Raw genomic sequence first — 16,673 nt, forward strand, 5'->3', positions numbered from 1 at the left:
CTCGCGGTTTTCCCCCCGGCGGCATGACTCCATCGGGACGGTTTTTCCGGTCGGCCGCCCAAGCATCGGGCATGTCCGCCGCCAGCGACCCCGCCGATACCGCCGCCGCCAGCGAGAGTGAGGTGGTCGACCCTCCCGCCGACTCGCCGCCCGCCCGTGACGACCCACCGTCGTGGACTACGGCTGCGCTTCGGCTCGCGTGGCGCGAGCACCGGCCCTACGTCGGCTTCTCGGTCGCGCTGTTTCTCGTCGGTATCGTCGTCGGCATCGGCATCTACAGCGCCGGCATCGACCTGTTCGCCGCGATGGGGCTGGAGTCGTTCGCGGACCTCCTCCCCGAGGACCCGACCGCGACGTTCGTCTTCCTGAACAACACGCGGGTGTTCTTCATCTTCATCTTCGGGGCGCTCACCGGTGGCCTGCTCACCCTCGTCGGCCTGCTGTTCAACGGGCTCCTCGTGGGGTACGTCGCCTCGCTCGCGGCGGCCCAGGCCGGCATCGGCTTCGTCCTGCTCGCGCTCGCCCCCCACGGGGTGCTCGAACTCCCGGCCCTGTTCGTCGCCAGCGCGGTCGGGTTCCGGGTCATCGGCGTCGTCGTAAGCTACGTCCTCGACCGGCGCGAGACCCTCTGGACCCGCGCCGAGGTGGAACGAACCCTGCTGCTCGTGCTGGTCGCGTGGGTCGCGCTGGGGGTCGCCGCCGTCATCGAGATGCACGTGACGACGTGGGTGCTGGAGCAGGTGTTCGGGACCTCGCCGGTGTGAACCGGCAAGTCACGAACAGAGGGAAAGGCAGTTCCCCCCTGACCGCGAACCCCCGGCAAATGCGAATCGCGGTGCCTAACAAGGGCCGGCTGCACGACCCGACCATCGACCTGCTGGAACGTGCGGGCCTCCACGTCGTCGACGGGGCGGACCGGAAGTTGTACGCCGACACCGTCGACCCGGACGTGTCGCTCCTGTTCGCCCGCGCCGCCGACATTCCTGAATATGTCGCCGACGGGGCGGCCGATCTGGGAATCACGGGGCTGGACCAGGTCTCCGAGGCCGGCGTCGAGATTGAAGACCTGCTGGACCTCGGCTTCGGACAGTGCCGCCTCGTCCTGGCCGCCCCGGAGGAGGACGACACCATCGAGACGCCCTACGACCTCGAAGGCAAGACCGTCGCGACGGAGTTCCCCCGAATCACGGAGAACTACTTCGCAGAGCGCGACATCCCGGTCGACATCGCTGAAGTGACGGGCGCGACCGAACTCACGCCCCACGTCGACATGGCCGACGCCATCGTCGACATCACGAGCACGGGCACGACCCTGCGGATGAACCGGCTGGGCATCATCGACGAGGTTCTCAAATCGTCGGTCCGACTGTTCGCCCGCCCGGACGTGGTGGATGAGGAGAAGGTCGACCAGATTCGGATGGCCCTGAACTCCGTGCTCACGGCCGACGGGAAGCGCTACCTGATGATGAACGCGCCCGAGGACAAACTCGACCGCATCCGGGAGGTCATCCCGGGGATGGGCGGTCCCACGGTCATGGACATCGCGGGCACCGACAAGGTGGCGGTCCACGCCGTCGTCGACGAGCGCGACATCTTCGAGACCATCAACAGGGTCAAACAGGAGGGTGCGAGCGACGTGCTCGTCACCGAGATAGAGCGCCTGGTCGAGTAATCTCTCTCTGTTCCTTACCGGCCGACCTGCGAGAACAGCACCTGCGCCACGCCGATAGCACCGACGACGACCGACTGGGTGACCAGGTTCTCGCTCGGAGTGTCCTGCTGGAGGAAGAGGACGATGGCGGCGACCACCGGGGCGAACCACACTGCCGCCAGAACCGGGTTGTCCAGAACCTGTGACGCGATGGCGACGGCGACGCCGAGGACGACCAGCGCGGCGATGATGCCGTCACTGGGGTAGGTTCGCGTCGCGCCGACCGCGAAGATGACGACCGCCGCCAGCATGAACGAGAGCCCGCCGCGAGCGATACCGGTGCGCTGGGACTGTTCCATACCCGGTCTGGGGGCGTCTCTGGCAAAAACCCCGCTATGTCGGGCCGCCCCACCGACCCAGCTACGTCGGGGCGGTCGACAGCAGCGACACCAGGTTGAACAGCGTGAACCCGAGGATGACCGCGACCGTGTAGTGGATGACGGCGACGAACGCCGTCTCGCGGCGGTCGAGGTCGTACACCCAGTGGATGGCGAACGCGTCGAGCAACAGCAACACCGGAATCACGACCGCGGGGCCGCGGCGCTGGAGCAACAGCGAGACGCCGGCGAGCAGCGGCCCCACGACGAACGCGAGTTTGACCGGCACGCTGCCGAGGACGTTCCGGGCGGCGATGTGCAGCGTCACCGAGTAGAAGAGGGCTGCGAGGAGGAACGTGCCGAGGAACGCCACTGGCGAGCCGGTGGCTGGGTCGAGCTGTGCGGGAGTGAGCATACGGGTGGTTAGGGGGCCGTCGGTTTGTGCCCTACTATTCCAGCAGACCGAGGTCTTCGAGGCGCGAGACGATCTTGTCGACCGCGTGCTCGGCGTCGACGGGCTTCTTGCCGCCGGTGATGACGAGCTTCCCGGAGCCGAACAGGAGTGCGACGACCTTCGGCTCGTCGAGACGGTAGACGAGGCCGGGGAACTGCTCGGGCTCGTACTCGATGTTCTCGAGGCCGAGACCGATGGCGATGGCGTTCAGGTTGAGGTTCCGTCCGAGGTCCGCGCTCGTGACGATGTTCTGGACGACGATCTCGGGGTCGTCGTTCACCTGGATGTTCAGGTCGCGGAGCTTGTCGAAGACGATGCGGAGGCTCTCGTGGACGTCGTCGGTGCTCTTGGCACCTGTGCAGACGATCTTCCCGGAGCGGAAGATGAGCGCGGCGGATTTCGGGTCCTGCGTGCGGTAGACGAGTCCGGGGAACTGCTCGGGGTCGTAGTCCGCACCTTCGAGGTCCATGGCGACGCTCTGGAGGTCGAGCTCCTGGCCGATGCCGGTCGACGCGACCACGTTTTCGATATTGATGGTCTCCTTGGGGTCGGTCATATCTCGACTTAAAAGTCGTATTTAAGGTTTATAAAGGTTGGTGCCATGTGCGTACAGAGTCCAGAATCGAGGGACGTGAGAGCGCTTTTCAGGCGAAAAAGCACTGAATATTGCCGGTATAAGCGTGACTTGAAGGCTTTCAGCGGGGGGTCTGACAGGTCGCGCGCACATGAAGTCGGGTTTCCGGGGCGGCCGGCTCTCGCGCGCGCTCCGCGAGCGACCCGGGTCGCATCACAATCGTATTCAGTCACAGCCGAGTAGGGAGGAGCGTGTATCTGCTGGAACTCGGCGGCGAGGACGACGCCTTCGCCGCCCGCGAGGCCGCGAACGCGGCGACGGGCATCGAGCGCATCGCTGTCGGGCTCGCGACGGCCGGAAGCGTCGCGCCCGAACGGGTGCGTGGCCTCGCGTACACGCACCGGGCGAGTGACCTCGTCGGCCGGACCGACGCCGACATCGACAGTGCGGTCGCCCTGCTCACCGCGGCCGGTATCGACCGCGAGGGGACGGTCGCGGTGCGTGCCAGGGACGTGCGGGGCGAGACCGGTATCTCGACGAGCGACGCCGAGCGCGCGCTGGGGCAGGTCCTCGTCGACCGCGGCTTCGAGGTGGACCTCGACGACCCGGACCACGAACTGCGAGCGATCTTCGCGCCGCTGGACGAGGACGAGACCGAGGTGGTCGAGACCGGTGCCGGGGAGGCCGGGGTCTGCGCACTGGGCTGGCTCGCGGTCGAATCGACCCGGGACTTCGGCGACCGCATGCCCACCGACAAGCCGTTCTTCCAGCCCGGCAGCATGGACCCCCTTCTGGCGCGTGCCGTCGTCAACATTGCCGGGGCGGCCCCGGGCCAGCGCCTGCTCGACCCGATGTGTGGTACCGGCGGCGTCCTCGTCGAGGCAGGCCTCGTCGGCGCGGACGTGGTCGGGACCGACGCCCAGGAGAAGATGGTCAAGGGCGCGACGGAGAACCTCTCACACTTCCTCGATTCGCCAGAACACGCCGTGGACGACCCCGGCGACTGGGACGTCTGCCGAGGCGACGCGACCCGCCTTCCCCTGCGTGACGACGCGGTCGACGCGGTCATCTTCGACGCCCCGTACGGCCGGCAGTCGAAGATAGAGACCCACGCGCTGGACGACCTCGTCGCCGGCGCACTCACCGAGGCCCGCCGGGTGGCCGACCGGTGTGTCGTCGTCGCGGACCGCTCGTGGGTCACCCAGGCCCGCGACGCGGGCTGGACGGTCGAAGACACGTTCGAGCGCCGCGTGCACCGGTCGCTGACCCGGTACGTGGTCGTGCTGTCCTAGCCTGTTACTCCGGCGGCGTCCAGCTCGCCAGCGCCCGCTCCCGCCGCTGCTCGTCCTCCTGCCCCTCGACCGTCAGCTCCGGCACACCAGTCGGTTTTCCGTCCTCGCCCAGCGCCACGAACGTGAAGCAGGCGCTAGTCGTCTGCTCGCGCTCGCCCGACCGGGGGTTCTCCCGGAAGGCCCGGAGGAACACCCGCACGCTGCTCCGCCCCGCCTCGAAGACGTAGGACTCGATGAGCGCCGTCTCACCGACGGGAATCGGTCGTTCGAAGGAGAACTCGTCGACTGCGGCGGTGACGCAGGTCTTGCCCGCAAAGCGCATGGCCGACATCGCACCCACCTCGTCCATCCACTTCATCAGGTTCCCGCCGTGGACGGCCTCGTAGTTGTTCGCGTGGTTCGGCTGGACGCGCTGGCGATTCATGATGTACGTCTCGGAGAGCGTCGGCATACCTCCCTGTTCGCGTGACGACGGCAAGAGTCCTCGCAAGGGTTCAAATACCAGCACGAGCCGAAGACCGACGTGACCTGAGCGTCGCCGTCGCGCGGTCGAGGCAGGTGTGTGGCCAGCCCGCGACGGATTCGAGAGCGGCCACCTGTTCGCCACGCTACCGAGCCACTGCTCTGGTGCCCGAAAACACGATTCTCCGACTCACACGATTCTCCGACTCAGGCCGTCCCGCGCCCGAGCTCCGCCAGCAGGTGCGAGAGATGCACTCGGTCCGAGGTGCCCCCGCTCATGTCCACGTCGATCTCGCCGGCGAGCTCGTGGAGTCGCGCCAGCCGGTCGCCGTCGTAGCGCTTGCGAGCCACCCGCAGGACCGAGTCCAGCACCTCCTGGCCGCTGTAGCCTTCGTCGACGAGCAGGTCGTCAAGCGTGCTCCGGGCGTCCGTGAACTCGCCAGCTTCGGCGTCGTCCAGCATCGACTGGATGACGTCCTCGTCGCCGACCTCACCGATGGTCTCGTAGGCGGTCTGCATCGTCACCTCGCCCTCGTTCGTGTAGACCGTCTGCGTCGCCAGGATGGCCTCACGAAGGTCGCCGTCGGCGTAGCCAGCGACGTACTGCAGGCCGTCGTCCTCGTAGTCGACCCCCTCGGCTTCCACGATGGTCTGGAGGACGTCGACCGTCTCGGCGTTCGTCACGGCCCGGAGCGACACCGGGAAACAGCGCGACCGGATCGGCGGGATGAGCTTCGTCGGCTGGCGCGTACAGATGACGAACTGCGTCGTCCGGTGGTAGCGCTCCATCACCCGGCGCAGCGCCTGCTGGAAGTCGACGCGGATGTCCTCGGCGTTGTCCAGCACGACGGTCTTGTACGTGCCCGAGACCGGCGCGTAGCTCGCGGACTCCTTGAGGACGTGGTTGATCATGTCGCGCTTGGAGAGGTCGGACTTGCCGACGAGGAACGACTCGAAGCGCGGGTCGTTCTTGATCTCGGTCTTCGTCCGCCCGAAGAAGTCCGCGACGTTGATCTCCACGAGGTCGTTCTCGGGGTCGTCGTGGGACTCACGGGCGAGTGCGCGCACCGCCGCGGTCTTGCCACTCCCGGGTGGGCCGTGAAGGATGAGGTTCATCGGTTCCGAGACGGCCTTCTCGAGGTACTCACGAGCCTCGTCTTGCGGGAGGTCCGCGAGGTCCGGGGCGTGTACGTCGGTCCACAGCGGCGCGTCCATCACGCACCGCTATGAGCGGGTCGGGTAAGAATCGGTCGGATTCCCGACCGCGGAGGGCGGGTCGCCGTTAGAAGAGGGCTGTGACTGCGGCGACGATGGCGTTGTTGCCGTTGCCGCCACCGTTGCCGTTGTTACCCGTTATCTTGCGTTCGAGCTCGGTCTCGGCGTCACCGTTCTCGACCTCTATCTCGAGGTCTTCGGCGTCCGGCACGTCGATGCTGAGCGTGCCGTCTGCGTCGGTCTGACCGGCTGCTTCACCGTTGACCGTCACGTTCGCGCCCTCGACGGGGCCGCTCGCGTTCGTGACCGTCAGGGTGACCGTCTCGCCAGCCTTGACCTGCCCCTGCAGTTCGGCGGTCAGCTCGGCGCTTTCGTCGTCGCTGTCGTCACCCGCGGCGCTTTCGTCGTCGACGTCGTCGATCTCGACCTGGTCAGCGGTACCGGACTCGCTGATGACCGGGCGGAGGACGTACTTGCCCGAGTTGCCGGCCTTGTGGATCATGATGTCGAAGACGAACTGGGTGTTCTCGCCTGCCTGGACGCTGAAGTCCTTCTTGATCTGGAGCTTCCCGCTGGGGAGCTTGACGTTCACCGTGTCGCCGTTCTTCAGCGTGCCTTCGACGTTGCTGACGTAGACGAACACCTTGTCGTAGTTCCCAGACTGGACCTGGAAGTCGGCGAGTTTCGAGGCGTTCGCGCCGCGCAGCTCGGTCAGGTCGACGGTCTTGCTGTCGACCTGGTGGGTCGTCCAGCCGTCTTCGGACTCGGCGTCGTCGGCTGCTGCGTCGTCAGACTCGGTTTCGGTCTCGTTGTCAGCCTCGGTTTCCGTCTCGGTTTCCGTCTCGTTGTCGGTCTCCGTGTCCTCTTGCTTCGCGTCGACGGACTGGTTCGTCATGGTGTCCGTCATCGTGTGCGTCGTCTCGTTCGGCTCCTCGACGGTCGTCGTGGTCGACGTATCCGTGGTGGTCGACGTGTCCGTCGTGGTGGTAGTCGTCGACGTGTTCGTCTCGGTCTCGGTCTCGTTCGCGTCCGACTCCGTGTCGTCGCCAGAGACGTCACCGGTCCGGTGCATGCCGACCTTCGTGATGGTCACGTTGAGGTGTTCGAAGTCATCGATCGCACCCGGGCGGTCGCTCACGTAGAAGGACATCGTGGCGTCGCCAGCGGAACCATCGGTTGCTGTACCGTCACTGTTCGGGGAAGCTGTCTGTGTGCCGTCGACTGTGGCACCCATGCAGCCGGCGGTCACGAGCAGGGCGGCCATCGCGAGTGCCGCCAGGACGTTTGATCGCGTCATTACACTGCCCTCTCCGTCTTCCGACCTGATAAACCGGTGACTCCGTTCCAGACCGTTCGGTTTATTCGGCGGATATCAGCAGTATTGAACGATATTGAACGGTTCTAGTTCTTATGTGAATCCTGTCACGGGGCCTGTTTCACGATTCGACACCGGTTTCACGCTTCCGGGCGGACGGGTTCGTATGTCGCTTCGCGTGACGTTCCTCGGGACCAGTGGGGCCGTACCGACGACCCAGCGCAACCCGTCGGCCATCTACTGCCAGCGCGAGGGTGAGGGGTTCCTGTTCGACTGTGCGGAGGGGACCCAGCGCCAGATGATGCGCTTCGGCACCGGCTTCGGTATCGACCACATCTTCGTCACGCACACGCACGGGGACCACGTCCTCGGGATTCCCGGCCTGCTCCAGACGATGGACTTCAACGAGCGCGACGAGGCGCTCGCCATCCACTGCCCGGCCGGTGAGCGCCGTCTCGTCGAGGGACTCGTCCAGGCGACCGGCAACCGGCCGTCGTTCCCGGTCCGGGTCCACGAGGTGAGCCCTGGCGATGTCGCCCTCGACCGTGACGAGTACGAGATTCGCGTCTTCGACGTGGAGCACCGCACGAATGCAGTGGGGTATGCGCTGGTCGAGGCCGACCGGAAGGGTCGGTTCGACCGGGAGCACGCGGAGGAACTGGGCGTGCCGGTCGGGCCGAAGTTCTCGAAACTCCACGAGGGAACCCCGGTCGAACTCGACGACGGTACCGTGGTCCACCCGGAAGAGGTCGTCGGGGACCCCCGTCCCGGCCGACGCTTCGTCTACACCGGCGACACGGAACCGGTGGGTGCGACGGCCGAGATAGCCGAGAACGCGGACCTGCTGGTCCACGACGCCACGTTCGCGGAGGACGGCCGCGAGCGCGCGGGCAAGACGGGCCACTCCACGGCGAAACAGGCCGCCGAACTCGCCCGTCGGGCCGGGGTCAAGCGCCTCGCGCTCACCCACATCTCCTCTCGCTACGCGAACGACGTAACGGCACACGAGGAAGAGGCGGAAGCGGTGTTCGACGGTGAGGTGTTCGTCCCGGAGGACGGCGACACCGTCGAGATTCCGTACCCGGAGAGCGAGTGACGGCAGTCGGGTAGTCGTCCGCATCGCGAAAACGGATGGTCGGCCCGGCGGTCGGCCTCGGTTGCGCCCTCTTCAGGTTGCGACGGTTACGGGTTCGACCGGCCCACCGGCCCGTCGCCAGCCGTCGAACCCGTCTTCGACCCGGATGACGTACGGGAAACCCATCTCGGCGGCGCGCTGGGCCGCGAGTGCGGCTCGGCTCCCGCCCGCAGAGTAGAAGATGAGCTCCTTCCCCGGGTCGATTTCGTCGATAGCGTACGGGCTCTTCGGGTCGAGATAGAACTCGAGCATCCCACGCGAGGCGTGTATCGCGTCGGGTATCTTGCCAGTTCTCCGGAGTTCGATCCCGTCGCGTACGTCGACGAACAGCACGTCGCTGTCGCCGAACCGTGCCAGTGCGTCTGCGGGCTGGTACGCCCTGACGGCCGCTTTCGCTTCCCTGACCAGCTTTCGATACCCCTTCTTCAGTGACACCTGCTGGCGGCGTCCCCCCTGTTCGCTGGACATACCTGTGTCTAGTGTGAACGTTTCCCAGACAGATAGCTCACTCCCCGTTTCTGGGCGGGTGAGAATCGGAGGTGGCGGTGTCGGGCGGGCAGGGGTGCGCCACGGGATTTATGGCCACTGATTGCCTACCCCGGCGTGTGAGCGCCCGTACCACGGCCCTCGACGCCGTCATCTTCGGCGTCGACATCCAGAGCGGGGACGTCCGGGGTGACGCACCTTCTTACGCGCTCGTCGTCTTCGACGGGGAATCCGTCGAACGCGACGTGGTCACCTACCGCAAGCTCCGCCGCCGCATCGACGCCGAGACGCCGGCCATCGTGGCCACCGACAACATGTACGAACTCGCCGAGGACAAGGACGACCTGGTCCGCTTCCTCGGGAGCCTCCCGGACGAGACACGCCTCGTCCAGGTGACGGGTGACGAACAGCCAGAACCCCTCTCCCGCGTCGCCTCGCGCTACGGGGTCCCCTACGGGAAGGACCCGATGCAGGAGGCCGAGGCCGCGGCCCGCCTCGCGGCCGGCAACGTCGGCTACGAGGTCAGCGCCTTCACCGACACGACACAGGTGAAGGTCTCGCGTGGTCGCTCGACAGGCAAGGGCGGCTGGAGCCAGGACCGCTACACGCGGCGCATCCACGGGAACGTCAAGAAGCGTGCCCGCGAGGTCGAGTCGACCCTCACCGAGGCCGCCCTCGACTACGAGATGGACGTGACCGAGAAGTACGGCGGCTACTCTAGCGCGGTGTTCTCGGTGGACGCCCACCCTGCCGACATCCCGCTCTCGCGGAACCGGTCGGGCGATACCCGCATCGAGATAGAACGCGAGCGCCGCGACGGCATCGAGTTCGAACCCCTCGCGAAGCGCCGCGACCACGTCATCGTCGGGGTCGACCCCGGCACGACGACCGCGGTCGCCATCGTCGGCCTCGACGGGCAGGTGCTGGACGTGCTCTCGACCCGGACCGCCGACATGGCTGCCGTCATCGAGTGGGTGGTCGAACGCGGCCGGCCCGTCATCGTGGCCGCCGACGTGACGCCGATGCCGAACACGGTTCAACGTGTCCGCACGAGCTTCGACGCCGTCGGCTGGGAGCCGACGAGTGACTTACCCGTCGACGAGAAGCAACACCGGACCCGCGAGACGGGGTACGACAACGACCACGAGCGCGACGCGCTCGCGGCGGCCCTGTTCGCCTACGACGACCACGAGGACCAGTTCGACCGCATCGCCCGGAAGACGCCGCCCCAGCTCGACTTCGGGACGGTCACGGCCAAGGTGCTCGCCGGCGAGGGCAACGTCGAGGCCGTCATCGACGACCTCACGGAGTCCGAGGACGAGGGCGAGGAGGAACACGAGCACGACCCGCGCGAACTCACCCCGGAGGAAAAGCGCATCCGTAACCTCGAACGGCAGGTCGAACGCCTCGACGAGCACGTCGATTCGCTCGAATCGACCATCGAGGAGAAGGACGAGCGTATCGAGGACCTCGAGCAAGAGCTCTCCGAGGCCCGGCGCGAGGAGCGTCGGGAGGCCCGCGAACGCCGGACCGTCACGCGACTGGAGCGCCGGAACCGGGCGCTCGAACGCGAACTGGACGAGAAGGACGAGGAGATCGAGGCCCTCGAGGGCAAGCTGAAGCGGCTCAAGGAGCTGTGGAAGCTCGACCACTCGAACTTCGCGGACGTTTCGGAGAAGAAGAAGGGCCTCGTCCCGGTCAAACCCGTCGACAAGTTCACCAAGGACGCCATCGACGCCGCCCACGAGAGCTACGGGCTGGCGAAGGGCGACGTGGTGTACCTGCGCGACGCCTCCGGGGCCGGCCCGTCGACAGCCGAGAAGCTGGTCGCCCACGAGCCTCGCGTCGTCATCAAGGACGGCGGTCTGTCGGAGGCGGCCGACCAGATCCTGTTCGAGCACCGCATCCCGGTCGGCCCGGCCGACGACGTGGCGATGCAGGAGGTCGACGAACTCGCGGTCGCCCGCGAGGACGACGTGAAGGCCGTCATCGCGGACTGGAAAGACCGCGCCGAGGAGCGCAAGAAGTCCCAGAAGAACGAGATGGTCGACCAGATTATCAGCGAACACCGGGCCGAGCGCGGCACCGGGCGGTTCTGAGCTACTCTGCTTATATTCCGCTGGCTCTGTCGAAATACGCTGATGATGACGGGAGTGGCCTGCTGAATAGAGAGGGTGCGTTCAACACGTGCCGGCGTCGGATCAGACTGGAGACAAAAGATGTTGGAACGCGGTTGCGACGGGTCACACTGCCCGGAACGGCGACTGCTCAACTTATAGTTTTTCCTCACCCATACCGAGTATGTCGACCTCCTCGCCACTGTTGCCTGTTCCTGTCTCGATTCGTCCATCGAGGTGGACGAGCGGTGCGTCCAGTGCGGTGACACTCCCACGGAACTGTTCTCCGTCGGAAAGCCCGTCGTCGTCCGTATCCCCGTCGCCCTGTTCGCCGAGGACTTTGACATTCACGGCATTGAGTCCTTTCCGTCCCTCATCGGTCTGTAGCGCCGTTGGAATCTCATCGCCATCGTCGTCCATGTCGTGAGCGATTATCCCCGAGCCGTACTCGCTCCGGTCGCGGGCGAACTGCTCGCGGATGCGGTTGTCGTAGTCGTTAGTCTTGATGTCTTCTGGGGTTACGCTCGCAATTTCATTCGGGCCTTCGTCGAACAGGAGCGTCACCGAGTCCTCGTATAGGGCGCCTTCGTCGAGTACCCATCCGCCGGCGTAGATGAGTTGGTCGTCGTGGTGGATTCGCCGGACGTAGAACAGCCCTGGCAGCGGGCATGGGCTGTCCGCGGGCGTCACAGTGACAGGGCAGACCAGCGTCGGTGTTACGGAGATGGTGCCGTCAGCGCTCTCCGTCATCTGCATGTCTCTGTCTTCGCCCAGGATGATTTCCCCTATGCCGTCGTTGCCAGGCGCGACGGAGGCAACGGAAAAGCGAAGCCCCTTGTCCATCGCTACTGGCACGGTACTGGCACTGGCGACAGCGCCGCCCTCGGTGCTGAAGCCGACGATGCGCCGGTTGGCGGTGGTGTAGGTGTCCAGTTCCGCAGAGAGGATGTTCTGACAGGCGATGTCCTCGTGGAGCGAGATGGGGCCGTTGAGCTGAACGCAGCCCTCGTCGTCGTAGGAGATTCCCTGGCCACCGTACTGGTCGTTGAATGGTGCGTGTACACCGTCCGATTCGCGTGACGGGGCGAAGTACGCCAGTATCCGATCCAGCGTCAGCTCCTCAGCTAGTGAGCCACGGTCGCCGGGGAGTGTGGAGTCGGGGAGACACACGGTGAACCGCTCGCCGATGGTCGGTTCGTCTCGCATGTACGCGATGAGGTCGCTGAATCGTGGGCGCGACGGGCGACTCTCTCCGAGTTCGTCATCGAGGCGTTCGATGTCGCCGAGGACGAGCACTTCGGCGGCGGCAAGTTCGCTCGCTGCCACCGTCCAGTCACCGTCGCCTACGGCGTCCCGTGCGCTCTGGGCGCGCTCCTCGGCGGCCGCCATGTTCTCACGGATTGTGCCACAGACGGTGGATTCACACCTGCTGAGTCGGTCGCCCTTCTTCAGGGCCTTCGTGCTGGCGTTGGTGAACGCCTCGAGCGTGGGGTTGGCCCCTGACTCATCACGTGCCTCCACGGCTGCCATCGCGGTCACGAGGTGACCCAGCAGCTCCAGTTCGATGTCCTGAATCGCGACGAACGTGTCGCCGATGCCGTCATCATCGCTATCGTCGTCCGGGCCGCCCCACCACTCGCTGCCTGGTTTATTCGACCGCACGGAGTTGTAGTCTTGGGCCTCCGTGGTCGACTGTATCGACCAGCCTTCGAGGGCAAACTCCTGGCCGTTGGTCTGAATGGTCAACGGCACTCGCTTGGCGGTCGTGGGGCCAGAGCGGAAGAATTGGGGCTCATCAACTGCTTGCATGGAGGCGATGGAGTAGAAAACGTTCGACGCTTCGTTGAATCCGATTGCTCCGATGAGCTGAGGGGAAATGTCCGACGGTGCCCGTCCGGGGTAGAACGCCGCCGGCGAGGACGCCGTCGTCCCGACCAGTTCCTCCGCACCGCGGTCGATAAGTCCTTCGAGCGCGGTACACCCCGCGAGCGACCCGAGTGCGACCGCTCCACCGGCGGCGAGCACCGCCCGTCTCGTCGTTACTCCCTCGGAAACACGTCGCTCGGTCTGATCGTTCTTGGTGTTTGGTTGGCTGTTCATGTCTGTCACATGAATGCTTCGTGAGTATATAAAGAAGGGTACACTTACCATCGTATTCTCACGAATGACGGTTCATACTCGGTGGTTTCTGCGTTTGCCCGGCTCGGAACGATACAGAGCGATGGAAGTAGCTCGGTGCGAATTATCAGTGTGCGAAATTCGCGCCCTGTATTCAGCAGAATTGCTGAAATATATCACCGGTTGAGGGTTTCAACAAGACCATTCAACGTTACCTGTCACCACCGAGCGCCTCACGAACCGCCGCGTAGTCCCCTTCCGTCCCCTGTGACTCGTAGCCGCTATCGGGCCAGCAGTCCAGCCCGTCGTCCGCGCGACGGGGTGCGACGTGCAGGTGGAAGTGCGACACCGACTGCTGTACGCCAGTGTCGTGCAGCAGGTTCACGCCATCGAAGCCGTGCTTTTCGAGGCGGGTCGCGATGTCCCTCGCGTGGTCGGTGACCGCCCGGAGTGCCTCCTCGGAGATGTCGAACAGGTTCTCGTGGTGCGCTTTCGGAACGACCAGCAGGTGTCCCTCGGAGACGGGGTCGAGGGGCGCGAACGCGAGCGTCTCGTCGGTCTCGTCGAGGACGAGGGCGTCGGCGTCGCCCGCGACGATATCACAGAAGATACAGTCCATACCGGGGCGTCGGCCGTGGTGGGGGTAGTCGTTCCCCTGGTGTGTGGTATGTTCTCACGCCAGCCCGAGCAGTGTCGCACCCTCGAACTCCACGAAGAAGAGGTAAATCTGGTAGACGCCAGCGCCCACGAGCAAGACCCCGGCAGCGCGGGTGATGCGTCCGGTGTTCCGGGTGAGTTTGCGGACGAACACGTCCCTCCCGAGCGCGGTTGCGACGGTCAGGAGTATCATCAGGACGCTCATCCCGGCCGCGTAGGCCACCAGCCGGGCGACCCCGGCACCGGGATTCGTCGTCAGCGCGCCGAGGACGACGCTGAAGAAGAGGGGTGCGGTACAGCCCGCGGCGGCCGCGGCGTACACCACGCCGAAGGCGACGTAGCCCCTCGCGGACCGGTTCCGTTCCGGGAGGACGACCTGGCGGAGGCTGAGTTTCAGCCCCAGCGCCATCGCCACGCCGAGCAGTATCAGCAGCACCCCGACGACGAGTTCCAGAATCGCGATGTGCTGGAGGTACCGCGTGCCGAGGGCGACCACAACCCCGCCGAGGACGCCGTACACCGCGAAGAAGCCCACACTGACGAGCAGGGCGACGCCGACCGCCCGGCCGACGGTCGCCGCCGAGACGGACCCGTCGAGGGTCTCGCTCTCGCTCGCGCTGGTTCCGACGTAGTAGGAGACGTATCCTGGTAACAGGGGGAACGCACACGGCGCGAAGAAGGCTCCTGCGCCGAGGGTGAACGCGTACCAGAGCCAGGACGCGGCGAGGAAGTCCATGTCGATTCGAGGCTGTGGTCCGATATATAGCTCGGGCGGTCTGGCGTGCTCAGAACATGCCGCCCATGCCGACCATCGAGAGCATGCTGCTCACGAGCGCCTTGACGAAGAGCGCCATCCCGAGGACGAAGACGGCGAGCCCGGCCGCGACGATGGGGTTCCCGAGCGCGACCACGCCGATGCCCACGAGCATCAGGATACCGCCGAGGCCACCGTAGAGGCCGAGCATCTTTCCGAACTTGCCGCCGAACGCGCTGGACTGGGACGAATCTGCTGCCATGGTCTCCCGTCGCGGGGCCACGGGATTAAACGGCATGGTTCGTGTGTGCTGGCTGGCGTGACCAGTCGCGCGGTCGCGGGCCCGTGCCACTGCGCTCGAACCCCGGCGAGCGGGCTTGAAAAAGTTAAAAACGTCGGCCACCAAGCACCACGTATGAGTGACAACGAGGGCGGCGGTCGACGTAACCTTCGTATGCCAGACGACGACGAGGTGTTCGCGACGGTGACGAACATGCTCGGCGCGAACCGTGTCAGAGTCCGCTGTGCCGACGGCGTCGAGCGCACAGCCCGGATTCCGGGCAAGATGCAAAAGCGCGTATGGATTCGCGAGGACGACGTGGTCCTCGTGAGCCCGTGGGACTGGCAGGACGAGAAGGCAGACATCACCTGGCGCTACGAGAAACAGGACGCCGACCAGCTCCGCCAGGAAGGCCACATTCAGTAACGCCGCAGTCGTCTTCGTTTCTGTGTGCTCGGTTCGCTAGCGGCTGGTGTGGTGTTCGGGCGGTTTCTCTCGCCATCGGCCCGAGTGAATCGCCAATCCACAGTCCCAGCGCTCGGAACTCCAGAACCCTGGGCCCGCCCTGGTCCAGAACCGACCACTGTCCTCTTCCGGATGAAAGAGGAACGCACCGCTTCACGCCCTCATCTCTCCCACCCGGCGATACCAAGGCTGATACCGCTACACCACATGGATTGGACTAGATGACAGAGGAGTACGGACTGGTGGAGCCCGAGGCCGTCGAGACGCCCGGCGACGAGTGGGAGGAGATCGACGTCTCCGACACGGAAGCCGACCGTATCGCACGGAAACGAGACCGAAAGTTCAGTCAGTTCCGGAAACGCATCAAGGACGCCGACCAGTTCAAGGTCGAAGCGTCGGTGTTCGACGACGCGACCTATGCCGCCCTGTACAAGCTGGTCCAGGACGGCTGGGTCGACGCGATCGGGGGACCCATCTCGACGGGGAAGGAGGCGAACGTGTATACCGCACTCGGTGGGGACCGCTCTGCCGAGGCGCTGGTCGAGGAGAACCCGGAGGTGGCCATCAAGGCGTACCGCATCAACGCCTCCGACTTCCGGGACATGCGGGACTACCTGACCGGGGACCCGCGCTTCGAGGGCATCGGCTCGAAGAAGTCACAGGTCGTGCTCGCGTGGGTGCGCAAGGAGTATGCGAACCTCGAACGCGCCCAGAAGGCGGGCGTCAGGGTGCCACAGCCGCTGGCGGTCGAGCGAAACCTGCTCGTGATGGAGTACATCGGTGAGGAGGACGGGCGGGCGAAACGGCTCGCCGAGGTCAACGTCGAGAACCCCCACACGGCGTACGAGGTCGTCCGCGAGTACATGCGGCGGCTGCACCGGTCCGGGCTGGTCCACGGCGACCTCTCGGAGTACAACATGGTCATCCACGAGGGCGAACTGGTCGTCATCGACCTCGGGCAGGCCGTGACGGTCCACCACCCGAACGCCCGGGACTTCCTCGAACGCGACTGCCGGAACGTCGCGAACTTCTTCGCGCGCCAGGGTGTCGACGTGACCGGCGACGACCTGTACGACTTCGTGGTCGAGCAGGGCGACTGGGCCGACGACGACGAGGAGTAGCCCGGGTTCCCACGAGAGCGAAACGGCTAAACGACAGAAGTGGATACCTTCTCCCATGCAGTCCGCTCCCTGCTGGCGGTGGCACACGTTCTCGGGAGCGGACAGTATCGCGTGCGGCGTCGGCGTGGCGTAACCGGGTCGGCGGCGGCGCGGTGCTCCCTTCGTTCTCTCTACGCACTGCTCGCCAGCCGCCAGTCTCA

18 protein-coding genes are annotated in these 16,673 nt (G+C 65.7%); 7 read left to right on the plus strand and 11 right to left on the minus strand.

Going from position 1 to position 16,673, the window contains the following annotated elements; translation table 11 throughout:
* Positions 1 to 71 precede the first annotated feature (71 nt).
* Positions 72 to 764 (plus strand): stage II sporulation protein M, encoded by a 693-nt coding sequence (locus tag ACSC1S_RS17950; RefSeq protein WP_435365478.1) that lies wholly within the window; start codon positions 72 to 74, stop codon positions 762 to 764.
* Between the two features lie 59 nt (positions 765 to 823).
* Positions 824 to 1,672: an ATP phosphoribosyltransferase gene (gene hisG / locus ACSC1S_RS17955; RefSeq protein WP_435365479.1), complete on the plus strand. Its 849-nt coding sequence runs from the start codon at positions 824 to 826 to the stop codon at positions 1,670 to 1,672.
* Between the two features lie 14 nt (positions 1,673 to 1,686).
* On the opposite strand, the gene ACSC1S_RS17960 is transcribed toward hisG, so the two are convergent.
* The 3 genes from ACSC1S_RS17960 to ACSC1S_RS17970 all read right to left on the minus strand — a co-directional run bounded on the left by ACSC1S_RS17960 (position 1,687) and on the right by ACSC1S_RS17970 (position 3,038).
* Positions 1,687 to 2,010 (minus strand): hypothetical protein, encoded by a 324-nt coding sequence (locus tag ACSC1S_RS17960; protein WP_435365480.1) that lies wholly within the window; start codon positions 2,008 to 2,010, stop codon positions 1,687 to 1,689.
* Positions 2,011 to 2,071: 61 nt separating this feature from the next.
* On the minus strand, positions 2,072 to 2,443 hold the full coding sequence (locus tag ACSC1S_RS17965) for a DUF7473 family protein (protein ID WP_261649444.1): 372 nt from the start codon (positions 2,441 to 2,443) through the stop codon (positions 2,072 to 2,074).
* 34 nt (positions 2,444 to 2,477) lie between these two features.
* Complete coding sequence (locus tag ACSC1S_RS17970) at positions 2,478 to 3,038, minus strand: TATA-box-binding protein (protein WP_261649445.1); 561 nt, start codon at positions 3,036 to 3,038, stop codon at positions 2,478 to 2,480.
* A gap of 269 nt (positions 3,039 to 3,307) precedes the next feature.
* On the opposite strand from ACSC1S_RS17970, the gene ACSC1S_RS17975 reads away from it, so the two are divergent.
* Positions 3,308 to 4,348, plus strand: a complete 1,041-nt coding sequence (locus tag ACSC1S_RS17975; RefSeq protein ID WP_435365481.1) for a methyltransferase domain-containing protein — start codon at positions 3,308 to 3,310, stop codon at positions 4,346 to 4,348.
* A gap of 4 nt (positions 4,349 to 4,352) precedes the next feature.
* Here ACSC1S_RS17975 and ACSC1S_RS17980 read toward each other — a convergent pair whose 3' ends face one another.
* The 3 genes from ACSC1S_RS17980 to ACSC1S_RS17990 form a co-directional block, all read right to left on the minus strand.
* A complete protein-coding gene (locus ACSC1S_RS17980) occupies positions 4,353 to 4,799 on the minus strand; it encodes an acyl-CoA thioesterase (protein ID WP_435365482.1) in 447 nt (148 codons plus the stop codon).
* Positions 4,800 to 5,017: 218 nt separating this feature from the next.
* Positions 5,018 to 6,025, minus strand: a complete 1,008-nt coding sequence (locus tag ACSC1S_RS17985; protein ID WP_435365483.1) for an AAA family ATPase — start codon at positions 6,023 to 6,025, stop codon at positions 5,018 to 5,020.
* A 67-nt stretch (positions 6,026 to 6,092) separates the two neighbouring features.
* Complete coding sequence (locus ACSC1S_RS17990; RefSeq protein WP_435365484.1) at positions 6,093 to 7,322, minus strand: DUF4382 domain-containing protein; 1,230 nt, start codon at positions 7,320 to 7,322, stop codon at positions 6,093 to 6,095.
* A 184-nt stretch (positions 7,323 to 7,506) separates the two neighbouring features.
* Between ACSC1S_RS17990 and rnz the strand changes: the two genes are divergently transcribed.
* Complete coding sequence (gene rnz, locus ACSC1S_RS17995; RefSeq protein ID WP_435320163.1) at positions 7,507 to 8,436, plus strand: ribonuclease Z; 930 nt, start codon at positions 7,507 to 7,509, stop codon at positions 8,434 to 8,436.
* Between the two features lie 72 nt (positions 8,437 to 8,508).
* On the opposite strand, the gene ACSC1S_RS18000 is transcribed toward rnz, so the two are convergent.
* Complete coding sequence (locus tag ACSC1S_RS18000; protein ID WP_435365485.1) at positions 8,509 to 8,943, minus strand: rhodanese-like domain-containing protein; 435 nt, start codon at positions 8,941 to 8,943, stop codon at positions 8,509 to 8,511.
* Between the two features lie 137 nt (positions 8,944 to 9,080).
* On the opposite strand from ACSC1S_RS18000, the gene ACSC1S_RS18005 reads away from it, so the two are divergent.
* Positions 9,081 to 11,060 carry a DUF460 domain-containing protein gene (locus tag ACSC1S_RS18005; RefSeq protein ID WP_435365486.1) on the plus strand — a complete coding sequence of 660 codons (1,980 nt, stop codon included), beginning with the start codon at positions 9,081 to 9,083 and terminating at the stop codon, positions 11,058 to 11,060.
* A gap of 174 nt (positions 11,061 to 11,234) precedes the next feature.
* On the opposite strand, the gene ACSC1S_RS18010 is transcribed toward ACSC1S_RS18005, so the two are convergent.
* From ACSC1S_RS18010 to ACSC1S_RS18025, 4 genes are all read right to left on the minus strand, one after another.
* Positions 11,235 to 13,178, minus strand: a complete 1,944-nt coding sequence (locus ACSC1S_RS18010; RefSeq protein ID WP_435365536.1) for a hypothetical protein — start codon at positions 13,176 to 13,178, stop codon at positions 11,235 to 11,237.
* 229 nt (positions 13,179 to 13,407) lie between these two features.
* Entirely contained in the window at positions 13,408 to 13,815 is a 408-nt protein-coding gene (locus tag ACSC1S_RS18015) for an HIT family protein (protein WP_435365487.1), read from the minus strand.
* Between the two features lie 54 nt (positions 13,816 to 13,869).
* A complete protein-coding gene (locus ACSC1S_RS18020; RefSeq protein WP_435365488.1) occupies positions 13,870 to 14,589 on the minus strand; it encodes a cytochrome c biogenesis CcdA family protein in 720 nt (239 codons plus the stop codon).
* A 49-nt stretch (positions 14,590 to 14,638) separates the two neighbouring features.
* Positions 14,639 to 14,869: a DUF7470 family protein gene (locus tag ACSC1S_RS18025; RefSeq protein ID WP_261649464.1), complete on the minus strand. Its 231-nt coding sequence runs from the start codon at positions 14,867 to 14,869 to the stop codon at positions 14,639 to 14,641.
* A 153-nt stretch (positions 14,870 to 15,022) separates the two neighbouring features.
* On the opposite strand from ACSC1S_RS18025, the gene eif1A reads away from it, so the two are divergent.
* Positions 15,023 to 15,313 carry a translation initiation factor eIF-1A gene (gene eif1A, locus ACSC1S_RS18030; protein ID WP_261649466.1) on the plus strand — a complete coding sequence of 97 codons (291 nt, stop codon included), beginning with the start codon at positions 15,023 to 15,025 and terminating at the stop codon, positions 15,311 to 15,313.
* A gap of 260 nt (positions 15,314 to 15,573) precedes the next feature.
* Positions 15,574 to 16,473, plus strand: a complete 900-nt coding sequence (rio1, locus tag ACSC1S_RS18035; RefSeq protein ID WP_435365489.1) for a serine/threonine-protein kinase Rio1 — start codon at positions 15,574 to 15,576, stop codon at positions 16,471 to 16,473.
* Positions 16,474 to 16,673: the final 200 nt, after the last annotated feature.

The organism is Haloarchaeobius pelagicus, assembly GCF_051207375.1.
In the GTDB taxonomy this organism is placed as follows: Archaea; Halobacteriota; Halobacteria; order Halobacteriales; family Natrialbaceae; genus Haloarchaeobius.